Annotated in this window: 19 protein-coding genes and 1 tRNA gene; 11 read left to right on the forward strand and 9 right to left on the reverse strand. The window is 70.3% G+C overall.

Going from position 1 to position 22290, the window contains the following annotated elements; all coding sequences use genetic code 11:
* Positions 1–217: 217 nt before the first annotated feature.
* Positions 218–1561, reverse strand: a complete 1344-nt coding sequence (locus OG202_RS20460) for a sensor histidine kinase (RefSeq protein WP_328223255.1) — start codon at positions 1559–1561, stop codon at positions 218–220.
* A 167-nt stretch (positions 1562–1728) separates the two neighbouring features.
* Between OG202_RS20460 and OG202_RS20465 the strand changes: the two genes are divergently transcribed.
* From OG202_RS20465 to OG202_RS20495, 7 genes are all read left to right on the forward strand, one after another.
* Entirely contained in the window at positions 1729–2589 is an 861-nt protein-coding gene (locus OG202_RS20465; protein WP_328223256.1) for a hypothetical protein, read from the forward strand.
* A 23-nt stretch (positions 2590–2612) separates the two neighbouring features.
* Positions 2613–2684 (forward strand) — tRNA-Gln (locus OG202_RS20470).
* A 124-nt stretch (positions 2685–2808) separates the two neighbouring features.
* Positions 2809–4257: a bifunctional UDP-N-acetylglucosamine diphosphorylase/glucosamine-1-phosphate N-acetyltransferase GlmU gene (gene glmU, locus OG202_RS20475; protein ID WP_328223257.1), complete on the forward strand. Its 1449-nt coding sequence runs from the start codon at positions 2809–2811 to the stop codon at positions 4255–4257.
* Between the two features lie 111 nt (positions 4258–4368).
* Positions 4369–5343, forward strand: a complete 975-nt coding sequence (locus OG202_RS20480; protein WP_326582252.1) for a ribose-phosphate diphosphokinase — start codon at positions 4369–4371, stop codon at positions 5341–5343.
* Between the two features lie 177 nt (positions 5344–5520).
* Positions 5521–6111, forward strand: a complete 591-nt coding sequence (locus tag OG202_RS20485) for a 50S ribosomal protein L25/general stress protein Ctc (RefSeq protein ID WP_326582251.1) — start codon at positions 5521–5523, stop codon at positions 6109–6111.
* Between the two features lie 74 nt (positions 6112–6185).
* The gene (gene pth / locus OG202_RS20490; RefSeq protein ID WP_327729352.1) at positions 6186–6788 is read left to right on the forward strand and encodes an aminoacyl-tRNA hydrolase; all 603 of its coding nucleotides are present in this window, start codon (positions 6186–6188) and stop codon (positions 6786–6788) included.
* 127 nt (positions 6789–6915) lie between these two features.
* Positions 6916–7410 (forward strand): hypothetical protein, encoded by a 495-nt coding sequence (locus tag OG202_RS20495; protein WP_179201440.1) that lies wholly within the window; start codon positions 6916–6918, stop codon positions 7408–7410.
* Here OG202_RS20495 and OG202_RS20500 read toward each other — a convergent pair.
* Entirely contained in the window at positions 7376–8158 is a 783-nt protein-coding gene (locus tag OG202_RS20500; RefSeq protein WP_086753550.1) for an IS5 family transposase, read from the reverse strand. The genes OG202_RS20495 and OG202_RS20500 overlap by 35 nt on opposite strands.
* Positions 8159–8495: 337 nt before the next feature.
* Here OG202_RS20500 and OG202_RS20505 point away from each other — a divergent pair, with 337 nt between their 5' ends.
* Complete coding sequence (locus tag OG202_RS20505; RefSeq protein ID WP_405961035.1) at positions 8496–9029, forward strand: hypothetical protein; 534 nt, start codon at positions 8496–8498, stop codon at positions 9027–9029.
* Positions 9030–9251: 222 nt separating this feature from the next.
* Here the strand turns inward: OG202_RS20505 and ppc are convergent, their stop codons facing one another.
* Positions 9252–11984, reverse strand: coding sequence for a phosphoenolpyruvate carboxylase (gene ppc, locus OG202_RS20510; protein ID WP_328223258.1), 2733 nt, complete (start codon positions 11982–11984; stop codon positions 9252–9254).
* 381 nt (positions 11985–12365) lie between these two features.
* Between ppc and OG202_RS20515 the strand changes: the two genes are divergently transcribed.
* Positions 12366–13397 (forward strand): acyl-CoA desaturase, encoded by a 1032-nt coding sequence (locus OG202_RS20515; protein WP_326582247.1) that lies wholly within the window; start codon positions 12366–12368, stop codon positions 13395–13397.
* Positions 13394–14071 (forward strand): TetR/AcrR family transcriptional regulator, encoded by a 678-nt coding sequence (locus OG202_RS20520; protein ID WP_326582246.1) that lies wholly within the window; start codon positions 13394–13396, stop codon positions 14069–14071. The genes OG202_RS20515 and OG202_RS20520 overlap by 4 nt, the downstream gene beginning before the upstream one ends.
* A 138-nt stretch (positions 14072–14209) precedes the next feature.
* Here OG202_RS20520 and OG202_RS20525 read toward each other — a convergent pair whose 3' ends face one another.
* From OG202_RS20525 to OG202_RS20545, 5 genes are all read right to left on the reverse strand, one after another.
* Positions 14210–16294 carry a glycosyltransferase family 4 protein gene (locus tag OG202_RS20525; RefSeq protein ID WP_328223259.1) on the reverse strand — a complete coding sequence of 695 codons (2085 nt, stop codon included), beginning with the start codon at positions 16292–16294 and terminating at the stop codon, positions 14210–14212.
* A gap of 479 nt (positions 16295–16773) precedes the next feature.
* Positions 16774–17640 carry a PaaX family transcriptional regulator gene (locus OG202_RS20530; protein WP_326582244.1) on the reverse strand — a complete coding sequence of 289 codons (867 nt, stop codon included), beginning with the start codon at positions 17638–17640 and terminating at the stop codon, positions 16774–16776.
* 288 nt (positions 17641–17928) lie between these two features.
* The gene (locus OG202_RS20535; protein WP_328223260.1) at positions 17929–19293 is read right to left on the reverse strand and encodes an MFS transporter; all 1365 of its coding nucleotides are present in this window, start codon (positions 19291–19293) and stop codon (positions 17929–17931) included.
* Positions 19294–19569: 276 nt separating this feature from the next.
* Positions 19570–19929 carry a glyoxalase gene (locus tag OG202_RS20540; protein WP_326582242.1) on the reverse strand — a complete coding sequence of 120 codons (360 nt, stop codon included), beginning with the start codon at positions 19927–19929 and terminating at the stop codon, positions 19570–19572.
* Positions 19926–20744: a trans-aconitate 2-methyltransferase gene (locus OG202_RS20545; RefSeq protein WP_328223261.1), complete on the reverse strand. Its 819-nt coding sequence runs from the start codon at positions 20742–20744 to the stop codon at positions 19926–19928. Before OG202_RS20545 ends, OG202_RS20540 begins: the two co-directional genes overlap by 4 nt.
* Positions 20745–20893: 149 nt before the next feature.
* Between OG202_RS20545 and OG202_RS20550 the strand changes: the two genes are divergently transcribed.
* Positions 20894–21391 (forward strand): MarR family winged helix-turn-helix transcriptional regulator, encoded by a 498-nt coding sequence (locus OG202_RS20550; RefSeq protein ID WP_328223262.1) that lies wholly within the window; start codon positions 20894–20896, stop codon positions 21389–21391.
* On the opposite strand, the gene OG202_RS20555 is transcribed toward OG202_RS20550, so the two are convergent.
* Entirely contained in the window at positions 21350–22132 is a 783-nt protein-coding gene (locus tag OG202_RS20555; protein WP_326582239.1) for a response regulator transcription factor, read from the reverse strand. The genes OG202_RS20550 and OG202_RS20555 overlap by 42 nt on opposite strands.
* Positions 22133–22290 lie beyond the last annotated feature (158 nt).

Consider the following 22290-nt stretch of genomic DNA (forward strand, 5'->3'; position numbering starts at 1 on the left):
ACGGCCTCCTGGAGGAGCCCGGCGCAGTCCTGCCGCAAGGCAGCGCGGGTGGGCGCGGTGGTGCCGCACGGGTGGGCGCAGTGGTGCCGCGCGAGCGCCGCTGAGCGAGGTGCCGCGCGGGTGGGCGCAGTGGACGCCGCGCGAGCGCCGGTGAGCGAGACCCACCCCGCGCCCAGCCGAAGCCGCCGGGCGCCCGCGTACAGGTCCGGCCCCGCCCCTACGCCGCCGGAATCACCGCGGACACCCGAAACCCCCCGGCCTCAGTGGGCCCGGACACGAAAACACCCCCGAGCTCGGCCACCCGCTCCTTCATCCCGAGCAACCCGTTCCCCCCACTCGGCAACCGCGCGGCCCCCGCCGCCCCCGGCTCCGGCGGCGCCCCGTTCTCCACCTGCATCGCGATCTCCGCCACCCGATGCGCCAACCGCACATGCGTCTTCGCCCCCGCCGCATGCTTGTGCACGTTCGTCAACGCCTCCTGCACCACCCGGTACGCCGTCTGCTCCACCTCGGCCGCATACACCCGCACCTCCCCCTCCACCGACAACTCCACGACCATCCCCGCAGCCGCCGACTGCCCCACCAACACCTCCAGCTCAGCCAGACAAGGCCCCTCACCGGCCTCGTCCTCGGCCCGCGAAGCCGCCGCCGCGGCCGCCACCCCCACCGCCGCCAGAGGCACCGGCGCCGGCACCGGCTCCACCCGCGCCATCGAGGAGAACCCCTCCCCCGACCGCAACACCCCGAGCATCTCCCGCAACTCGGTCAACGCCTGCCGCCCCATGTCCCCCACGAGCGCCGCGTTCCGCACGGCCTTCTCCGGATCCTTCCGCGCCACGGCCTGCAACGCGGCCGCGTGCACGACCATCAACGACACCCGGTGCGCGACGACGTCATGCATCTCCCGGGCGATCCGGGTCCGCTCCTCCCCCCGAGCCCACTCCGCCCGCTCCTCCGCCCGCTCCGCGAGCAACTGCAGCTCCCGCTCCAGCGAATCCGCCCGCTCCCGCAGACTCTCCATCAACCGCCGCCGCGCCCCCACATACAGCCCCAGCAGCACGGGCGGCGCGGTCAGCCCGATCGCCATCGTCAACGCCAGGAACGGCGCGAACACGTCCCCGCCACCGACCGCCCCGTCCCCCTGCATTTCGCTCTGCGTCGCCTGCACGAACCACACGATGAACACACCGGCGAACGCCATCCCCGACAACGCCCCGATGATCCGCCGCGGCGCCTCCGACGCCGCCAGCGTGTACAGCCCGACGAGCCCCATCAGATACCCCATCTGAGCGGGCGCGACGGCGATGAAGACGAGCACCACGGCGACGGGCCACATCCGCCGCACCAGCAGGACGGAACCCGCGAGCGCCCCGAACGCCACCCCCACGGCCTCCGGCAGCGCGGCGTTCCGGGCGAACTCGACACCCTCCACCGCGCACTCGACCGCCGACACCAACGCCAGCCCACCGTCGAGCAACAACCCCCGCCACCGCTCCCACCACCACGGCCCGGCCCCGTCCCCCGTCCCGGCCGCGGTGTGGTCTTCCCCCGTCGTGGTCATAACCCAAGCCTACGTTCGAGCGCCCCCGCTTTTCCGGCGAGTTTCCCGTACTGGCCTACACCACGCGCCACATTCGAACAGAAGCGAAACCGCCCACTATCGCTCGAACTGCTGAATCGCCCGCCGTTCGACCCCGGAACCCACCATTCCACCCGGACGTTATGCCCATGGCACACGCACACGGCAAGTACGCCGACTTCGAGGGCCTGCGCGAGCGGGCGGTCGCCTTGCGGCGAGCCGGCCTCAGCCTCCGGCAGATCAGAGAGGAGCTGGGCGTCCACAACGGCGAAACCCTGCAGCGACTCGTCAAAGGTGAACCACCTCCGGAATGGACGAAGCACCCCAGGGCGAAGGACGACCTCCGCGAGAAGGCGCGAGAGCTCCGGCGACAGGGCTGGACGTACAACCAGATCCAGGCAGAGCTGGGCTGCTCGAAAAGCTCGGTGTCACTCTGGGTGCGCGACCTGCCGACACCGGAGCCGCGCCGCACACCCGAGGAGCAGCAGGCACGGATGAACGCCGGGCTCACACGGCTGCGCGCGGAACAGGACCGCGCGCGCCAGACCGTCAAGCAGGCTGCGGCAGCAGCGATCGGCGAGCTCTCGGATCGTGAACTGTTCCTCGTGGGCGTCGGCCTGTACTGGGCGGAAGGCTCCAAGGACAAGCCCTACCGCCGCACCGAGGTCCTGCAATTCATCAACAGCGATCCGAACATGATCAGGCTTTTCCTGAGCTGGCTGACGCTCCTCGGGGTAACACGAGACCGCTTGACCCTCCGAGTCAGCATTCATGAGTCCGCAGACGTAGAGGCCGCCGAGAGGTATTGGGCCGATGTCGTCGGCGTCGACGTGTCCGCGTTCAGCAGGGCCACGCTCAAGAGGCACAACCCGCGCACGATCCGGAAGAACACGGGCGAGACCTACCACGGCTGCCTCGTCATCTACGTCCGGCAGAGCGCCGATCTATACCGTCGCATGGAAGGCGCCTGGTACGGCATAGTAGGAGGCGCCACTCGACGGCCTGACTAAATGTCCGGTTTGGTCGAATTTAATCCCCCGTGGTGTAATTGGCAGCACTGTGGCTTTTGGTGCCATCTGTCCGGGTTCGAGTCCTGGCGGGGGAGCTTTACCAAGTTCGGGTCCTCACCCACGTAGCAGGGTCAGGACCCGCTCACATTTCCCCCTCACAACGCCCCGGTATCCTGCGGATGTCCACACCTCACCCATCCACAGCCGAAGGGCATCCCCGTGAGCGCAACCCGCCCGGCAGCCGTCGTCGTACTCGCAGCGGGTGAGGGCACCCGTATGAAGTCGGCCACACCGAAGGTTCTGCACAGCATTTGTGGCCGTTCGCTGGTCGGCCATGTACTCGCCGCCGCGCGCGCGTTGGACCCGGAGAACCTGGTCGTCGTGGTGGGACACGCCCGCGAGAAGGTCACCGCGCACCTCGCCGAGGTCGACCCCGGCGTACGTACGGCGGTCCAGGCGGAGCAGAACGGCACCGGGCACGCGGTGCGGATGGGGCTGGAGGAGCTGGGGGGAGTCGTCGACGGGACCGTCGTCGTCGTCTGCGGTGACACCCCGCTGCTCACCGGGGCCACGCTCCGGCAGCTCGCCGCCACGCACTCCGCCGACGGCAACGCCGTGACCGTGCTGACCGCCGAGGTGCCGGACGCCACCGGGTACGGCCGGATCGTCCGTGACGGCGCCTCCGGGGCCGTGACGGCCATCGTGGAGCACAAGGACGCGACCGAGTCGCAGCGCGCGATCCGTGAGATCAACTCCGGGGTGTTCGCGTTCGACGGCCAGCTGCTCGCCGACGCGCTCGGGAAGGTCAGGACCGACAACAGCCAGGGCGAGGAGTACCTCACCGACGTCCTCGGGATCCTGCGCGAGGCCGGGCACCGGGTCGGGGCCTCCGTAGCCGGTGATCATCGTGAGATCGCCGGTATCAACAACCGTGTGCAGCTCTCCGAGGCCCGCCGGATCCTCAACGACCGGTTGCTCACGGAGGCCATGCTCGCCGGTGTGACCGTCGTCGACCCCGCCACCACCTGGGTCGACGTCACCGTCACGTTCGAGCAGGACTCCCTGGTCCACCCGGGCACCCAGCTCCTCGGCGCCACGCATCTCGCGGAGGGCGCGGAGGTCGGGCCGAACTCCCGGCTGAAGGACACCAGGGTCGGCGCCGGCGCCCGTGTCGACCACACCGTCGCGGACGGCGCCGAGGTCGGGCCGCAGGCGACCGTGGGGCCGTACGCGTATCTCCGTCCCGGTACCCGTCTCGGGCTCAAGTCCAAGATCGGCACGTACGTCGAGACGAAGAACGCGAGCATCGGCGAGGGGACGAAGGTCCCGCATCTGTCCTACGTCGGTGACGCCACCATCGGTGACCACACGAACATCGGCGCGGCGAGTGTGTTCGTGAACTACGACGGCGAGCACAAGCACCACACGACCGTCGGCTCACACTGCAAGACGGGTTCGGACAACATGTTTGTGGCGCCTGTCACGGTCGGGGACGGTGCTTACACCGCCGCCGGGTCCGTGATCACGAAGGATGTGCCGCCCGGTTCGCTGGCCGTGGCCCGTGGCCAGCAACGGAATATCGAGGGTTGGGTGGCTCGTAAGCGTCCGGGGAGCGCGGCGGCGAAGGCCGCCGAGACGGCTTCCCGGGAGGCCGAAAGCGAAGGCTGACCGGAAACAGGTGCGCCAAGGACGTCGTACCGTGATAGGTGCACACCCGCACCCCAGCTGAGCCTGCGGCTTCCGCGTGCCCGGCTGAGAAACCTCTGAGGAGACAGTGCTGTGACCGGGATCAAGACGACCGGCGAGAAGAAGTTGATGTTCTTCTCCGGCCGCGCCCACCCCGAGCTTGCCGAGGCGGTCGCCCAGCAGTTGGGTGTCGGGGTGGTCCCGACCAAGGCCTTCGACTTCGCCAACGGTGAGATCTACGTCCGCTACGAGGAGTCGGCGCGAGGTGCGGACTGCTTCCTGATCCAGAGCCACACGGCTCCGATCAACAAGTGGGTCATGGAGCAGTTGATCATGATCGACGCGTTGAAGCGTGCGTCGGCCCGTTCAATCACCGTGATCGTGCCGTTCTACGGTTACGCGCGGCAGGACAAGAAGCACCGTGGGCGTGAACCGATTTCGGCGCGTCTGGTGGCGGATCTGATGAAGACCGCGGGCGCGGACCGGATTCTGGCCGTGGATCTGCACACGGACCAGATCCAGGGCTTCTTCGACGGTCCGGTGGATCATCTGTTCGCGTTGCCGCTGCTGGCGGACTATGTGGGCGCGAAGGTGGACCGGAACAAGCTCACGGTGGTCTCGCCGGACGCGGGCCGGGTGCGGGTGGCGGACCGTTGGTGCGACCGTCTGGGCGCGCCGCTGGCGATCGTGCACAAGCGGCGTGACAAGGACGTGGCGAACCAGGTGACCGTCCACGAGGTCGTGGGTGAGGTCGAGGGCCGGGTGTGTGTCCTGGTGGACGACATGATCGACACCGGTGGGACCATCTGTGCCGCGGCCGACGCCCTGTTCGCCCATGGTGCGGAGGACGTCATCGTGACGGCGACGCACGGTGTGTTGTCGGGTCCGGCCGCGGACCGTCTGAAGAACTCGAAGGTCAGTGAGTTCATCTTCACGGATTCCCTGCCGACGCCGGGTGAGCTGGAGGTGGACAAGATCACGGTGCTGTCGATCGCGCCCACGATCGCGAACGCGGTGCGTGAGGTGTTCGAGGACGGTTCGGTGACGAGCCTCTTCGACGAGCAGTGACGGTTCTCGTCTAGATCGATTTCGTGTACGGCCTTCCCGCTGCGTAAACTGTGCCAGTTGCTCGGCGAGGGAGGCCGTACACGTGTGTGTACGGCGGTCCGTTATCGACGCGCTCTTCGTAGCAGGCCGATTGTTTGGCCGGGTGACCACCTTTCCCCAGTACTACGAGGAGTGAACATGGCCGAGGTCAAGCTCGCAGCCGAGACCCGTACCGAGTTCGGCAAGGGTGCCGCCCGCCGTATTCGTCGTGCCAGCAAGGTTCCCGCGGTGGTCTACGGCCACGGTTCCGACCCGCTGCACATCACGCTGCCGGGTCACGCGCTGCAGCTCGCGCTGCGTACCCCGAACGTCCTGATCAGCCTGGACATCGAGGGCAAGACCCAGCTGGCGATCCCGAAGGCCGTGCAGCGTGACGCGATCAAGGGCTTCCTGGACCACGTCGACCTGCTTCTGGTGAAGCGTGGCGAGAAGGTCAACGTCGAGGTCTACGTCCACACCGAGGGTGACCTGGCTCCGGGTGCCTACCTGCTGGAGCACGTGCTGAGCACGCTGACGGTCGAGACCGAGGCCACGCACATCCCCGAGTCGGTCACCGTCTCCATCGAGGGCCTGGAGGCCGGCGCCGCCATCCTCGCCAAGGACATCCCGCTGCCCGAGGGCACCACGCTGGCGATCGACGAGGACGCCGTCGTCCTCCAGGTCCTGTCCGCCCAGGCGGAGGAGCCGTCGGACGAGTCCGCCGAGGGTGACGAGGCCGCCGAGGCCTGAGCCTCGGCTCTGTCATCGGTTCGTCAGCCGCCGCTTCCCTCACGGAAGCGGCGGCTGGCGCGTATCAAGGAGACATGCACGTGACGACCGATCCGAGCGCTCCGTGGCTCATCGCCGGCCTCGGTAATCCCGGGCCCGAGTATGCGGCGAACCGGCACAACGTGGGGTTCATGGTGGCCGATCTGCTGGCCGAGCGGATCGGGGGGAGGTTCAAGCGGGCCGGTAAGGCGCAGGCGCAGGTCGTGGAGGGGCGGATCGGGCCTCCGGGGCCGGGGAACCGTCGGGTGATCCTCGCCAAGCCGATGTCGTACATGAATGTCTCGGGCGGGCCGGTGACGGCGCTGCGGGACTTCTACAAGGTGCCGGTGGCGAACATCGTCGCGATCCATGACGAGCTGGACATCGACTACGGCACGCTGCGGCTGAAGCTCGGTGGGGGTGACAACGGTCACAACGGGCTGAAGTCGATGACGAAGGTGATGGGGCCGGACTATCACCGTGTGCGGTTCGGGATCGGTCGTCCGCCGGGCCGTATGCAGGTCGCGGACTTCGTGTTGAAGGACTTCTCCGCCTCGGAGCGCAAGGAGTTGGGCTACTTCGTGGACCGGGCGGCGGACGCGGTGGAGTGTCTGGTGATCGAGGGGCTGGAGCGGGCGCAGGGGACGTACAACTCCTGAGCTGATCCGGATAAGAAGCCGTTGTCTTTCCGAGAGTGACGGGCGTGTTTCTGCTGGTCAGGTGTAGGGGTGGTGTTTCGGCGGGAGGGACGGGTTGTTGTGTCGTCTCTTCGGTGGAGGTGCCGGGATGCCGTCGGTGATGGGGTTGCTGGAGGAGCGTGAACGCGTCGCTCGGCAGCGGGTGGATGCTCTCCAGGCCGAGCTGCGGGAAGCGGAGGCGGTGTGGGAGCGGTTCGTGATTGCCCGTGAGACGGTGGGTGAGGTTCTGGCGGAGCCTCGCGGAGGCGAGGACGTGGCGCCGGTCGTGGTGGCCGGCGAACGGCCGGTGCAGGTCAGGCAGGCGGTGCCCGGCTCAGTGGTGCCTCACTGGGAGGAAGGGCTCGCCCCGGCGGTTCTCGCGCCGGACTACCAGCGGATCATGGACGTGCTGGCCGGCGGGAACGGGATGCGCGGGGAGGCGATGGACTGTCGTCAACTCGCGGCAGGCCTCGGGCTGGAGCCGGTCCCGGCGAAGGTGGAAGGGGTGCGGTCGAAAGCCAAGCGGCTGGCCGCGCGGGGCTGGCTGGCTGAGGAACGTCCGGGGCTGTTCAGCGTGCCCGTCGGGCGAGGCGGCGGCTCATGACTGTGCTCATCGCCCACTTGATCACTGCCTCCGAGGTGTCGGTGCGCGTCTCGTAGTCGCGGGCCAGCCGGCGTGAGTGCATCAGCCACGCGAACGTGCGCTCCACCAGCCACCTCTTCGGCAGCACGATGAAACCGCTGGTGTCGTCGCTGCGTCTGACCACGGTCAGCGCGATCCGCCAGGCGTCGCGGGCGAGGTCGACCAGGCGCCCGGTGTAGCCGCCGTCGGCCCACACCCGCGTGATGCGCCAGTGCCGTTCACGCAGCCGGGCCAGGAGTGTCTGCCCCGCGTCCCGGTCGGTGACCGAGGCCGCGGTCACCGTCACGGCCAACAGCAGTCCGAGGGTGTCCACCACGATGTGCCGCTTGCGGCCGTTGACCTTCTTCCCGCCGTCGAAGCCCCTGGTCGCGCCCGGCACCGACGCGGCTGCCCTCACCGACTGCGCATCGATGACGCCGGCCGTCGGCTCCGGGTCCCGGCCCTCAGCCCGGCGGACCCGGTCGCGCAGCCGGTCGTGGAACTCGGCGGTCAGGCCCTTGTCCCGCCAGCGCCGGAAGAAGGCGTAGACGCGGTCCCACGCGGGAAAGTCCGCAGGCATCGCCCGCCAGGTGATACCGCCCGCGACCAGATAGCGCACCGCGTCGACCATCTGCCGGTGGCAATAGCTCTCCGGTTGCCCGCCACGGCCCTCCAGCCAGCCGGGAACCGGCATCGCCTCACGTACGACGGCCCACTCCGCGTCGCTCATGTCGGACGGATACTTCGGTCGCCTGTACGGCCGGTCCCTGGCGTTCCCGAACCGGTGTGCGAGGCAATCACACTCCAGGGAAGCTTGGTTGGACGCCATCGACGCCGGCACGGAAGACTGCAGCACCAGGGGCCTCCTGTTGCTCGGTTGGATTCGACACCCACGAGCTGTGCGGGAGGCCCCGCTTTCATGCCCGGTTGGCCACGAGATCACCCGACCGAGTCGACAACCTCGAACTCACGCCCACCAAGATCGATAGAGCAACAGCTTCTAAGTCCTGATGTGCTCGTTCCCGGCGCTGGCCTGCGGGAGTTGACCGACCGCCGTGCCATGGCCAATGATCCCCGCCATGCCTGCCACCAAAGCCCCCGCTCACCGTTCGCGGCGTCGTCCGCGCCCGGCCGGCGGTGGTGCGTCGGCCGCGCTGCGGTACGGGCGGCTGGCGGCGATGGGTGTGATCGCGGTGGTGATCCTGATCGCCGGGGTGTGGGATTCCTGGGGCTGCGCCCAGCACGTGATGCTGAGCAAGGGGCGCGAGCAGGGGACGATGACGGTGTCCCGGTGCGACGGCGAGACCTGCTGGGGGCCGTACGAGCCGGTGTCGACGGGGTCGCGGGCCCGGGAGCGGGTCGACATCGAGCGGTCGGTGGCGGTGGAGACGGATGAGACGTACACCGTCGTCGTGAAGCCGGGCAGCAGTGATGTCGTGCGGACGGGGCCGGCGGGTCTGCTGCACGCGTGGGTGCCCCTCGGCGGCGCCCTGCTGCTCGCGTCGGTGGTCGTGGCCGGTGGTCTGCGGATGGTGCGGTCGGCGTGGGTGCTGGGCGGGCTGGGCATGGCGCTGATCACGGCGGCGTGGGTGGCGCTCTGAGGCGGGTTCGCGGCTGACGGTCCGGTGGGGGCTTCTCGCGCAGTTCCCCGCGCCCCTGAAAGCCCAGGCCCCTGCGGGCCTGGGCTGACGACGGCCGGGTCAGGGCCTCGCCGAGGTTCTGCGGGCGGACTGAGGAGCAAGGGGCGCAGCCCCTGCTTTTCAGGGGCGCGGGGAACTGCGCGAGAAGCCCCACCGGGCCGTCAGCCGAAAGCGAACCCGAGATCAGCCCGTGTTGCGCAGCCCCGCCGCCACCCCGTTGACCGTGAGCAGCAACGCCCGCGCCAGCAGCGGATCCGCCTCCTCCCCCGCGGCGGCAGCGTCCCGCTGGCGCTTGAGGAGGGCTACCTGGAGGTAGGAGATCGGGTCGAGGTAGGCGTCGCGGATGGAGAAGGTCTGCTGGAGGACGGGGGTGGCGTCGAGCAGCTTGTCCTCGCCGGTGATGCGCAGGACCTCGCGGACGGTCAGCTCGTGTTCGGCCCGGATGGTGGCGAAGACGTGCTTGAGTTCGTCGGGGACGAGGGTGTCGACGTAGTGCTGGGCGATCCGCAGGTCCGTCTTGGCCAGCGTCATCTCGACGTTGGAGAGGAAGTTGCGGAAGAAGTGCCACTGCTCGTGCATCTCGTCGAGCACGGTGTCCAGGCCCGCGTCGCGCAGTGCCTTCAGGCCGGAGCCGACGCCGAACCAGCCGGGCACGATCTGCCGTGACTGGGTCCAGCCGAAGACCCACGGGATGGCGCGCAGGCCGTCGAGTCCGGCGCCGGAGTCGGGGCGGCGCGAGGGCCGGGATCCGAGGTGCAGGTCGGCGAGCTGGTCCACGGGTGTGGAGGCGAAGAAGTACGCGGGGAGGTCGGGGTCGTCGACCAGGCGGCGGTAGGCGGCCTCGGCGGCCTCGGACACCCGGTCCATGGCCGCGTCCCAGCGGGCCAGTGCGTCCTCCGACTGGCGGGGGGCGGTGTGCAGGGCGGAGGCCTGGAGGGTGGCGGCGACCGTCAGTTCCAGGTTCTCCCTGGCCAGGGAGGGGACGAGGTACTTGTCGGAGATGACCTCGCCCTGCTCGGTGACCTTGATCTCGCCCTCCAGGGTGCCCCAGGGCTGCGCGAGGATGGCGTCGTGGGAGGGGCCGCCGCCGCGGCCGACGGTGCCGCCGCGGCCGTGGAAGAGCCGGAGCCGGACGCCGTAGCGGTGGGCGACGTCGCGCAGGCGGCGCTGGGCGCGGTGGATCTCCCACTGTGAGGTGGTGATGCCGCCGAACTTGGAGGAGTCGGAGTAGCCGAGCATGACCTCCTGGACGTCGCCGCGCAGGGCGACGAGCCGCCGGTAGGAGGGGTCGGCGAGCATCTCCTCCAGGATGGTGTCGGCGGCCTTGAGCTCGTCGGTCGTCTCCAGCAGCGGGACGATGCCGATCTTGGCCCAGCCGGCGTGCAGGTCGATGAGGCCGGCCTCGCGGGCGAGGACGGTGGCGGCGAAGACGTCGTCGGCGCCCTGGCACATCGAGATGATGTAGGACTCGATGACCTCGGGGCCGAAGACGGCCAGCGCCTTCTTCACGGTCTCGAAGACGCCGAGGGTCTTGGCGGCGGCGTCGTCGAGCGGGGCGGGCGTCGGGGCCAGCGGGCGCCGGGAGCGCAGCTCGCGGGCGAGGAGCTTGTGGCGGTACTCGCGGGGCATGTCCTCGTAGCGCCAGGATTCCTCGCCGAGGCGGTCGAAGAGCTGGCCGAGGGCGTGGTGGTGGGCGTCGGCGTGTTCGCGGACGTCCATGGTGGCGAGCTGGAGGCCGAAGGCGGACAGCGTGCGGATGGTGCGGTCCATCCGGCCGTCGGCGAAGAGGCCGCCGCGGTGCTCGCGCAGCGAGCGCTGGATGAGGGTGAGGTCGCGGAGGAGTTCGGCGGTGCCGAGGTAGTCGCGGCCGTCCTCGTGCGGGATGCCCTTGGCCAGGCGCTGCTTGGTGTTCTCCAGCTTCTGCCGGATGCAGGTGGCCTTGAGGCGGTAGGGCTCCTCGGCGTTGAGGCGCTTGTAGCGGGGGCTGATCTCGGGCAGTGCCTCCAGGTCGGCCTGGAGTGACGTCAGCAGCTCTTCCGTGGCTCCCGTGTAGCGGATGGAGTTGGAGAGGAAGCCGCGCAGTTCGTCGATGAGTTCGAGGGCGTCGTTGATGCCGTGTTCGTGCTGGAGGATGAGGACGTCCCAGGTCACCTGGGGGGTGACGTTGGGGTTGCCGTCGCGGTCGCCGCCGATCCAGGTGCCGAAGGTGAGGGGGCGGGTGGCGTCGGGGAGCGTCACGCCGACGCGCTCCAGTTCGGCCGTGAGGTCCTCCAGGACGTCGCCGACGGCGCCGGCGTGCAGTTCGTCGAGGTAGTAGATGGCGTTGCGGGCCTCGTCGGCGGGCTCGGGGCGGACGACGCGGAGTTCGTCGGTCTGCCAGACGAGGTCGATGTTCTCGGCCAGTCGGGTGTCGTAGCGGCGGCGGTCGGACTCGATGACGGGGGTTTCCAGGAGCGCGGCGATGCGCCGGAGCTTGTTGAGTACCGACCGGCGTGCGGCCTCGGTGGGGTGGGCGGTGAAGACGGGGCGGACGTTGAGGTTCGCGACCGTCTCGCGCAGGTGTTCGGGGTCGGCGTCCTTCAGGCGATCGGCCGTACGGGCGAGAAGACCGCCCTCGGCGGCACGGCGTGCCCTGAGTTCCCGGCCTCGGTGCACCTGTTCGGTGACGTTGGCCAGGTGGAAGTAGGTGGAGAAGGCGCGGACGAGCTTGGCGGCGGTCTCCAGTTCGGTGCCGCGCAGCAGGTCGGCGGCGGCTTCGCCGTCCTCGCGGGTCAGGCGGCGGACGCGCTCGACCAGTTCCAGGAGTTCGGCGCCCTCCTGTCGTACGAGGGTCTCGCCCAGTAGATCGCCCAGGCGCCGGATGTCGGCGCGCAGCTCGCTGCTGACCGTCGTGGTCTGGTCGTCGGCACTGCTCACAGGTGCGGCTCCTTGCAGTGTTGAAGCTCGTCTGGAGGGGAACCCGGTGGGGGCCCGGCGGCAGCGGCCCCTGTGCGGGCCCTGGCGTCCGGGCAGGATTCAGAGCGGACCGCGCTGTCCGAACGAGTCCAGGATAGGCGTCCGCCTGGGCACCCCCGGTGACAGGTGCCACTTTTGCGGCACTGAGTGCCACCTGTCCACCAAGTCCACCCGCTACACCTGGACGCGCAGACCGGCGGGCTCTTGCCGCCCGGCACCGCACTGCCATACTTACGATGCCGTAGGTTACGGAACCGTAGGGAGTGCCGACAGGTGACCCCCGCACGCTGTTGCCGCAGGCACCTCCCCCTCTCACCACCTCAACCCCACAGGGGACGCCCCATGAGCTCAAGGTCCGATGTGATCGAAGACGCCTCGAACGCGACCGATTCCCCCGGCTCCGCAGTGACCGACTCCCCCGCTCCGTCGGCCACGCTGGGAGGCGAGCAGAAGCGTTCGATCGAGCAGATCACGCTGCTCCTGTTCATCACCGTCCCGTTCCTCGCGCTTCTCGCGGCGGTGCCGCTGGCCTGGGGCTGGGGCGTGAGCTGGCTGGACCTCGGCCTGCTGGTGTTCTTCTACTACCTGGGCTGCCACGGCATCACGATCGGCTACCACCGGCACTTCACCCACGGTTCGTTCAAGGCCAAGCGTCCGCTGAAGATCGCGTTGGCGATCGCCGGCTCGATGGCCGTCGAGGGCCCGCTGGTCCGCTGGGTGGCCGACCACCGCAAGCACCACAAGTTCTCCGACGCCGAGGGCGACCCGCACTCGCCGTGGCGCTTCGGCGAGACGCTCCCCGCGCTGATGAAGGGCCTGTGGTGGGCCCACATCGGATGGATGTTCGACGAGGAGCAGACCTCGCAGGAGAAGTACGCGCCCGACCTGATCAAGGACCCGGCGCTCCGCGCGATCTCCCGCCAGTTCATCCTCTGGACGGGCCTCTCCCTCGCCCTGCCGCCCCTGATCGGCGGCCTGGTGACGATGTCCTGGTGGGGCGCGTTCACGGCGTTCTTCTGGGGCTCGCTCGTCCGGGTGGCGCTGCTGCACCACGTGACCTGGTCGATCAACTCGATCTGCCACGCGGTCGGCAAGCGCCCCTTCAAGTCCCGCGACCGCTCGGGCAACGTGTGGTGGCTGGCGGTCCTCTCCTGCGGCGAGTCGTGGCACAACCTCCACCACGCCGACCCCACCTCCGCCCGGCACGGTGTGGAGCGCGGTCAGCTGGACTCCTCCGCCCGGCTCATCCGCTGGTTCGAAGTGTTCGGCTGGGCGTCCGACGTCCGCTGGCCGTCACGCTCGCGTATCGATTCCAGGCGTAACACGGGTGAGGACGGCTCCCGGCAGCGGAAGGCGCCCGCCGAGGCGGCATGATTGACGCCGTGGCGACCGACTCCAGCAGCACCCCGAGCAACGACAAGCCGCGGCGTGTCCGCCGCACCCGGATGACGGGCGCCGAGCGCCGGGCGCAGTTGCTGGAGGTCGGCCGAGCCCTCTTCGCCGCCAAGGGCTTCGAGGCCACGTCGGTGGAGGAGATCGCGGCGAAGGCCGGGGTGTCCAAGCCGGTGGTGTACGAGCACTTCGGCGGCAAGGAGGGCCTGTACGCGGTGGTGGTGGACCGCGAGATGAGCCGTCTGCTGGACATGGTCACCAGCTCCCTGACGGCGGGCCACCCCCGCGAACTGCTCGAACAGGCCGCCTTCGCGCTCCTCGACTTCATCGAGGATCACACGGACGGCTTCCGCATCCTGGTCCGGGACTCCCCCATCCCCCAGTCCACGGGGTCCTTCGCGTCCCTGATCTCCGACATCGCCACCCAGGTGGAGGACATCCTCGGCCGCGAGTTCAAGAGCCGGGGCTTCGACCCCAAGCTGGCCCCCCTGTACGCCCAGGCCCTCGTCGGCATGGTCGCCCTGACGGGTCAGTGGTGGCTGGACGTCCGCCGCCCGAAGAAGGCGGAGGTGGCCGCCCACCTGGTCAACCTGGCGTGGCACGGCCTGGACGGCCTCAACTCCAAGCCGCGGTTGATCGGCCACCGCAAGAGTTAGTGGGCGGTACGGATTCGTTGCGGGGTGCGGGTGCGTGGCTGAAAAGCAAGGGGCGCAGCCCCTGCTTTTCAGGGGCGCGGGGAACTGCGCGAGAAGCCCCACCGCACCCGCACCCGCCGACCCACCCGACCCCCCGAGCTACTGGGCGCCCTCGTCAACATCCTTCGCGCTGAGCGCCAGCTCGTTGTTCACGGTGAAGTACGGCCGCACCCGAGTCCGCCCGCGCTCACCGTGCTGGAACACCTGCCCGGGCACGAGATCCGTCTTCCGCCGTTCCACCACATCCCCACCGATCCGCCCCACCGGAACCTCCCCCAGGTGCAGATCCCACAGATCATGCTCGACACTCCGCCGGGCCATGATCTCGCCGTACGGAACGGTGAACCGGAACCCGCGCTCACCCACGGCCCACGCGGCCACGGAGAAGTCGTACGCCGTATCGGTCCGGGAGACGACCCGCACCACGGCCCCCTCCCCCACCGGAGCGGCGGCCCCGTACGCGGCCCCGTACAGCGTCGCGGTCACGGTCACCGACCCGTCCCCCACCTCGACCGTGTCGACCTCCGCATGCGCGGGCCGCAGCCACGAGCGCACCGCCAGGAACCCGTCGGCGGTCGCGTACGGGATCCACGCCCCCACTCCCCGCTGGTCGACACTCGGCGCCCGCCCGACCAGCGCGGCCTGCTCGACCATCCGTGCGGTCAGCCGCACCCGCTTGTTGGTGCCGCGTGGCGCGACATAGCAGTCCCACCGGCCCTCGGCGAGGGTGTGCTCGACTCGGTGGAGGGTCGCTCCGGACACCGTGTCCGGCGCGTCGGCGCTCGGCAGTACCGGCACCCGGACCTGCCGCTTGCCGGGGTCGCGGCGCAGCCGGGCGATGAAGTCGAGGGGCCCGGAAGGCAGCTCGGCCGGGTCGAGGAGGACGGTCACACCACCGTCGGGGGTCGCGCGGGCGTGCGCGGCGGGCGTGGGAGCGCTCCCGTGAGCCTCGGGCGCGGCCTTCGCGGGACGCGGGCGGACGGCACGGGCGGCGAACTGCCTCAGCCGGGCGGCGCCGTCCCATCCGCGGCGCCGGGACCGGGACAGCTCCTCGAAGAGGGTCTCGTAGCGGCGGGCGATGACGGACGGGGCGTAGGCGTCGGCCTTCTCCAGCGCCCCCTTGCCGAGCCGCTCGCGCAGGGCCTCGTCGGTGACGATCCGGTTCAGCGCGTCGGCGTAGGCGTCGACGTCCCCGTCGAGCGGGACGAGGATGCCGTCCTCGCCGTCGGCGATGATCTCGCCGGGGCCGTGCGGGCAGTCGGTGGCGACGACGGGGACCCCACAGTGCATGGCCTCGACGATGGTCATGCCGAACGACTCCATGTCGGAGGAGACGGCGGCGACGGCGCCCTTGGCCCACTCGGTCTCGATCGGTGAGACCGCTCCCATGAGGAACGCGCGGTCGTGCAGCCCGAGCCGGTCGATCTGCTCCCGCAGGTTCTCCTTCTGCGGGCCGCGTCCGTAGATCCGCAGGGTCCAGCCGGGGTGTTCGGCGGCCACCTTGGCGAAGGCGTTCACCAGCCGGTCGTACCGCTTGATGGGGATGAGCCGGCCGGCGGCGACGATGACCTGGGAGTCCAGGGTGGACCGCTCGACGGCGGGGGCCCGGACGCCGTTGGGGACGCACACGATGGCGGTGGTGACGTGCGGCAGGGCGGCGCGGTACTGGGCGGCGTCGGCCTCGGAGACGGTGACGTAGGCGTCGAGTCCGGCGATGGCGTTGTTCTGGTCGGTGCGCAGCGGTTCCCCGTACTGGTCGAGGCTCAGATGCTCCTGGCCGACGCGCAGATAGCGGCGGCGTCCGTCGCGGGCGAGATAGCCGTTGAGGTCGGGGCGGGTGGCGATGACCACGTCGGCCTCGGTGCGGGCGAGGAAGCCGCCGATGCGTTCGTCCTGCAGGGCGGTGTAGGGCAGGTTCCCGGTGGCCCCGGTGTAGGGGAACATCGTGCCGGGCAGCTTGGTGAGCGGGTGGTCGCCCTCGTGGCCGGGGCTTCCTTCCCGCAGGTCGATCAGCGAGGTCAGGCGGACGCGCGGGTCGAACGGGAGGGCCGGTTCGTCGCGGGAGCGGTGGACGCTGACGACCTCGACGTCGTGCCGGTCGGCGAACGCGGCGGACAGGTTGGCCGTCGAGCGGATGGTGCCGCCGATGCCGAAGGCGTTGTTGATCAGGAATGCGATCTTCATATGTTTTCCCCCTGGAAACCGCCCGAGCGCGGGCGGCATCGCACCCGCGCCCCCCTGGCGGTCAGGTCAGGGGCACGCACGGGCACGGCTATATACGCGATACGTGGTCGACAATCAAGAAATGAGTGAGTGCGTGAGTGGCTGAATGAGTGGCTGAATGAGCGCAGCGGAAATCGGCCCACCGGGAAAGCCGCAAAGGGATACGCGCGGAAGCGCATCGTGCGATGAAATCCCGACCGGACGGCGGAAAGCCTATGTGGCGCACGTCACAAACCCCGTCAAGCGCGCCGGACAGCTCAGCAGATACTCACTGGCCCAGATCCCCCCTGGTCACAGCCCCAACTCCCGCTTCCCCGGACAACAGCGAGAGGCAACAAAAAGTGAAACGAGAATATATCCCGCACAAAGGAAAGCCCAAGAACAATATCAGCCACTCCCGCACCGGGAGTATCGGGCACGGAATGCAAAACTCCGTTTTTCTACGGCCTTTCGAGCGGAGCGGGCCGCAACGGGGTCGCTTCCAGAACCTCCGCCGCCATGCGGCCGGCCGGGCCCGCCGTCTGCTCGGCGATGCGCCGGAACGTGTCCTGGGCCTGCCGCGCGGGCCACTCGGCCGGCAGATGCCGTAGGGGCAGGCGCGGGTCGGTACGGATGACGCGCAGCCACTCGGCGACGAGTCGCAGCCGGGTGGCGATCGGGTCCGCGGCGGCGAGGTCGGCGGTGGTCCAACGCTTGTCGAAGGCGACGTACCGCGCGGCCAGCGTCTCCAGGTCCCAGCTCTCGCGGATCATCAGCCCGACGTCCGTGAACTCGTCGGCCTGCGCGTGGAACACCTTCACATGCGCGTCCAGGCCCAGTTCGGAGACGATCTCCCGCACGTCCACCCGCCCCGGCGCGATCCACAGCCCGCTGTAGAGGGCGCCGAATCCGGACCAGGTGAGCCGGGAGCGCAGGTCGTGCCGCTGGCGTTGCCAGGACTCGGGGAGGGAGAAACCGAGGAGGGTCCAGGTGCCGTCCCAGTCCTCGTTGACCGCGCCGTCGCGCCAGATGCGCTGTCCGCCGTCGCGCAGGATGTCCTCCGCGTGCGGAGTGAGCCCGAAGAACATCCGCCGGCCTTCGCGCTGCCGCCGCAGCAGCCCCCGGTTCACCATCCGCGTCAGCGTCGACCGCACGGCCTGCTCCCCGGTACCGACCCGCCCGAGCACGTCGATGATGCTCCCCGAGTACACCCCGAGGCCGCTCTCCCCCCGGTCCAGCACGTGATTCCCGAAGAAGGACATCACCAACGACTGCGGCCGCAACTGCGGCGCGTCGACGACATCGGCGTCCAGGATCTCGTCCTCCACAGCGGTAAGGGTACGGGGACCGTACGGCCCCGGTCAGGGGCCGGGGCTACTTGATGCGGGCCCGGCCGGAGCTGAGGAACACGTGACGGCGGGCCCGGCCGGGGGCCGAGGAACACGTGACGGCAGGCCCGGCCGGGGCTGGGGCCGACGCGGTCCGCGTCCGGGCTGGGGCGCCGGCCGACGGCCGCGCCCCGAAAGGGGCGCGGGGAACTGCGCGAGAAGCCCCACCCGGCCGCAGCCGAACGACCACCGACAGTCCCCCACCCCACGCGGAGCTCACCGCACCGCCTACGAGGCCACCCCCTCCTTCGCGGCCCCCTCCCGGAGGGACGACCCGCCACCCAGTGACTCCCGGTGGGTCTCCCGCACGAACCACACGGTCACGGCGGTGATCGCCGCACCCCCGCACACCAGCAGCGAGATCGGCGTACTGGACCCCCCGTTGGCCGCCACCAGACTCCCCGCGATCATCGGGGAGAACCCGGCGCCGATGAGCGTGGCGAGCTGGTACCCCAGCGACGCCCCGGTGTAGCGGACCTTCGTGCCGAACATCTCGGTGAGCAGCGCGCCCAGCGGCCCGTACATCACGGACTGGGCGAAGCCGTGTCCCAGGACGACCGCGAGGATCAGCAGTCCGGGTGACTTGGAGTCGACGAGAGCGAGGACGGGGAAGGCGAGTGCGGCGGAGGCGATGGCCCCGGCGAGGACGACCGGGCGGCGGCCGACACGGTCGGAGAGCGCCGACGCGCACGGCAGCACGACCAGCGCGACGGACGCGGAGACCGTGAGCGCGGTGAGCACCTGCGGCCGGGGATAGCCGATACCGGTGGCGTAGGCGATCAGGTAGCTGGTCAGCAGCGACTGCGCGGTGAACGCGCCGATACCGACACACGCGGCGAGCACCAGCGCACGCGGGCGCCGCAGTACCTCGACGATCGGCAGCCGGGCCTCCGTGCGGTCCTTCTTGACCTGGGCGAAGAGCGGGCTCTCGACCACCTTCAGGCGGACGAAGAGCCCCACGCCCAGCAGGACGACGCTGAGCAGGAACGGCACCCGCCACCCCCACGCCGCGAACTCGTCGCGGGGCATGGCGACGACGAAGGTGACCACGAGCGAGGAGAGCAGGGAGCCCAGCGGTGCTCCCATCTGCGTGAAGCTGGACCACAGTCCGCGCCGCTTCTCCCCGGCGTGCTCCACGACCATCAGGGTGGCGCCGCCCCATTCACCGCCGATGGCGATGCCCTGCAGCACCCGCAGGGTGATCAGCAGGACGGGGGCCCAGACGCCGATGGTGTCGTAGGTGGGCAGCAGGCCGATCAGGAAGCTGGCGCCGCCCATCAGGCCCATGGTCAGCAGCAGCATGGACTTGCGGCCGAGGCGGTCGCCGAAGTGCCCGAAGAGGATCCCGCCGAGCGGGCGGGCGACGTATCCGGCGGCGAAGGTCCCGAACGCGGCGATCGTGCCGACCGCCGGGTCCGCGCCCGGGAAGAACAGCTCACCGAAGACGAGCGCGGCGACCGTTCCGTAGACGAGGAAGTCGTAGAACTCGACGGCCGTACCGAGCAGCCCGGACAGCGCGACACGACGCAACTGCCGTGTCCGCTGGGCCTGTTCGGCCTGTTCGGCGGGGTTGGGGAGGGGGGACGGGGACATGCGGGTCTCCCTGGAGCTAAGGGGGAACGAGGGAGGAACACCGCGAAGGTAGGCGTGCATCTACCTGCCGTCAATATTTTGCACAACATCGACATCGCCCCCGCACCCCCTCGACGGACCCGCCGCGCCCGCTCCCCACGCCCCGGACTCCCCGCCCGCACCTCGGACTCCCCGCCCGCACCTCAGACTCCCCGCCCGCACCTCAGAGCCCTCCCCACGGCTCAGAGCCCTCCCCACGGCTCAGGCCGACTCCACGGCTCAGGCCGACTCCACGGCTCAGGCCGACTCCAGGAACTCCAGCCGGTTCCCCACCGGATCCTCGGAGTAGAACCGCCGATACCCCGGCAGATCGTCGTCCCAGACGACCGGCGCCCCTCGCCCGGTCAGACGGGCGGCGTACGCGTCGATGCCCCGCACCCGCAACCCGGGGTGGGCCTTCTTCGGTGGCCGGAAGCCCGCCTCCACCCCGAGGTGCAGAATCACCTCCCCCGCCCCGAACCAGCACCCTCCCCGCACCGCGAGCGCGGGCGGTTTCGGGATCTCCGTCATCCCGAGGACCCCGACGTAGTACGCCCGCAGCCGGTCCTCCGAGCCGGGCGGGGCGGCGAGGAGGACGTGGTCGACGGCGGCGATCACCGGCTCACCCCCGGCTTGCGGGCGACGACGAAGATGCGGCGGAACGGGAACGGCGTGCCGTGCGCCGTGGGCGGATAGGCCTCGCGCAGGGCGGCCCGGTACTCGGCGACGAACGGCTCGGCGTCCGCGCCCAGTTCGGTGAGGACCGGCCGCAGCCCCGTCCCCTTCACCCAGTCGAGCACCGGGTCCTCGCCCTGGAGGAGATGGACGTACGTCGTCTCCCACGCGTCGACCTCGCAGCCGAGGTCGGCGAGAACGGCGAGGTAGTCGGCGGGCAGGTGGACCGCGTCGTCGTGCCGGAGGGTCTCGCCGAGCCGGTCCTTCCAGCGGGCGGAGCGGGCGAGTTCGCGCATGAGGCGGTGGCTGGGCGAGTCGAAGTTGCCGGGGACCTGGAAGGCGAAGGTGCCGCCGGGGGCGAGGGCGTCGACCCAGGCCGCGAAGCGGGCGAGGTGCCCGGGCACCCACTGGAGGGTGGCGTTGCTGACGATCAGGTCGTACGGCTCCGGGGGCACCCAGGTGCGGACGTCCGCCGCGGCGAAGTCGATGCGGCCGCCGCCCGGGGTGGGCCCCTCGTGGTCGACGTGCGCCCTGTCGAGCATCTCGGGCGAGTTGTCGTACCCGGTGATGTGCGCCGAGGGCCAGCGGTCGACGAGGAGGCGGGTGACGTTGCCGGGGCCGCAGCCGAGGTCGGCGACCCGGGGGTGTTCCGTGGGCGGTTCGGGGACGTGGGCGAGCAGGTCGAGGAAGGCGCGGGCGCGGTGGCCGGCGTGCCGCAGGTACTGCTGGGGGTCCCAGGTGGGGCTGGTCGCGGGCATAGGGGGACTACCTCCTGGCGCTCGGGCGTCTGTCGCCGGTTCCGGACGCCTCCACTCTCGTAGCCACATATCTCGAAGTCAAGAGACTTGGAGCTAATCCTCTCGACATCAAGAGACTCCACATCGACACAACCACTACACTGATCGCCATGGAGGACGAGGTCGATCGGCTGGTCGCAGCGTGGCGCCGGGAGCGCCCCGACCTCGACGTGGAGCCGCTGGAAGTACTCAGCCGGGTGAGCAGACTCGCCCGGCATCTGGATCGCGCGCGCCGGCTGGCGTTCGCCGAGCACCAGCTGGAGCCGTGGGAGTTCGACGTGCTGACCGCGCTGAGGCGTGCCGGGAACCCGTATCAGCTCTCCCCCGGCCAGTTGCTCACACAGACGCTGGTGACGTCGGGCACGATGACGAACCGTATCGACCGGCTCACACAGAAAGGCCTGGTCGAACGGCTGCCCGACCCCAGTGACCGCCGGGGTGTGCTCGTCCGTCTGACGGACGAGGGCCGGGACCGGGCGGACCAGGCGCTCGCCGGGCTCCTCGACCAGGAACGAGCGATCCTGGCCGAGCTGTCCCGCGCCCAGCGGAGCGAACTGGCGGGCCTGCTACGCCAGTTGACCGCCCCGTTCGACAACATCCCCGGCTAGGTCCACGGGCCCGACACCCGCCCGGCGCGCGAGCGCGACCGCGGCGAGGGTGGAGTGGACGCCCAGCTTTCCGAGGACGTTCTGCATATGGGTGCGGACGGTGTGCGGGGAGAGGAACAGGCGCTCGGCGACGGCCTTGCGCCCCAGCCCGGCCACCATGCACCGGAGCACTTCGCGCTCACGCGGGGTGAGGGACTCGACGAGCCGCTCACTCTCCGTGCGGTGCTTGCGCGCGGCGGTCAGCTCCCGCAGGACACCCGTGAGGAGCGCGGGCGGCAGATGGGTCTCGTCGCGCAGCACTCCCCGGATCACGGTGAGCAGCCGGGACAGCGAGCAGTCCTTGGCGACCCACCCGGACGCGCCCGCCTGCAGGGCCAGCGCGGCCCGGCGCGGATCGTCCTTCTCGGCGAGGACGACGATCCGTACGCTCGGCTGTCCCGAACGCACACCCACGACGAGCGATATGCCGTCCACGAGCCCGTCCTCGCCGCTGTCCGAGACGGCTATGGGTACGGCGGCCGGACGCGCGCCGGAGGCGTGGACATGGCCCCCCAGGTCGGCGTCGACCAGCAGCACGTCGAACTTGCGCCCCTCCGCCGCCGCGCGGTCCAGACAGCGCAGCGCGGCGGGGCCGCTGCCGGCGGCGGACACGTCGACGTCCGGCTCGGCGGCCAGGGCCGCGGCGAGCGACTCGGCGAAGATACGGTGGTCGTCGACGACCAGGACTCGGATGCGAACCACTGAAACCCCCACTGGTCGGGGGACGACCGGCGCGAGTACGGCGCCCGGAGCGTGCCCCGGTTTACACCTGGGACGGGGCGTCGCAGCCGCACGGCCGCCGCCGTGCTGAACCGCTACCCCCACTCCGGGCGTCGTACCCGACTGTCTCGCCCCCTGAT

It is taken from the genome of Streptomyces sp. NBC_00310 (genome assembly GCF_036208085.1).
Classification (GTDB): domain Bacteria; phylum Actinomycetota; class Actinomycetes; order Streptomycetales; family Streptomycetaceae; genus Streptomyces.

What these genes read in the sequence shown, in the direction of transcription:
- OG202_RS20460 (WP_328223255.1), bottom strand. Translation starts at nt 1,561, where the DNA reads ATGACCACGACGGGGGAAGACCACACCGCGGCCGGGACGGGGGACGGG.
- OG202_RS20465 (WP_328223256.1), top strand. Translation starts at nt 1,729, where the DNA reads ATGGCACACGCACACGGCAAGTACGCCGACTTCGAGGGCCTGCGCGAG.
- OG202_RS20520 (WP_326582246.1), top strand. Translation starts at nt 13,394, where the DNA reads ATGATTGACGCCGTGGCGACCGACTCCAGCAGCACCCCGAGCAACGAC.
- OG202_RS20550 (WP_328223262.1), top strand. Translation starts at nt 20,894, where the DNA reads ATGGAGGACGAGGTCGATCGGCTGGTCGCAGCGTGGCGCCGGGAGCGC.
- OG202_RS20525 (WP_328223259.1), bottom strand. Translation starts at nt 16,294, where the DNA reads ATGAAGATCGCATTCCTGATCAACAACGCCTTCGGCATCGGCGGCACC.
- OG202_RS20495 (WP_179201440.1), top strand. Translation starts at nt 6,916, where the DNA reads ATGCCGTCGGTGATGGGGTTGCTGGAGGAGCGTGAACGCGTCGCTCGG.
- OG202_RS20500 (WP_086753550.1), bottom strand. Translation starts at nt 8,158, where the DNA reads ATGAGCGACGCGGAGTGGGCCGTCGTACGTGAGGCGATGCCGGTTCCC.
- OG202_RS20505 (WP_405961035.1), top strand. Translation starts at nt 8,496, where the DNA reads ATGATCCCCGCCATGCCTGCCACCAAAGCCCCCGCTCACCGTTCGCGG.
- pth (WP_327729352.1), top strand. Translation starts at nt 6,186, where the DNA reads ATGCACGTGACGACCGATCCGAGCGCTCCGTGGCTCATCGCCGGCCTC.
- OG202_RS20485 (WP_326582251.1), top strand. Translation starts at nt 5,521, where the DNA reads ATGGCCGAGGTCAAGCTCGCAGCCGAGACCCGTACCGAGTTCGGCAAG.
- OG202_RS20515 (WP_326582247.1), top strand. Translation starts at nt 12,366, where the DNA reads ATGAGCTCAAGGTCCGATGTGATCGAAGACGCCTCGAACGCGACCGAT.
- OG202_RS20535 (WP_328223260.1), bottom strand. Translation starts at nt 19,293, where the DNA reads ATGTCCCCGTCCCCCCTCCCCAACCCCGCCGAACAGGCCGAACAGGCC.
- OG202_RS20545 (WP_328223261.1), bottom strand. Translation starts at nt 20,744, where the DNA reads ATGCCCGCGACCAGCCCCACCTGGGACCCCCAGCAGTACCTGCGGCAC.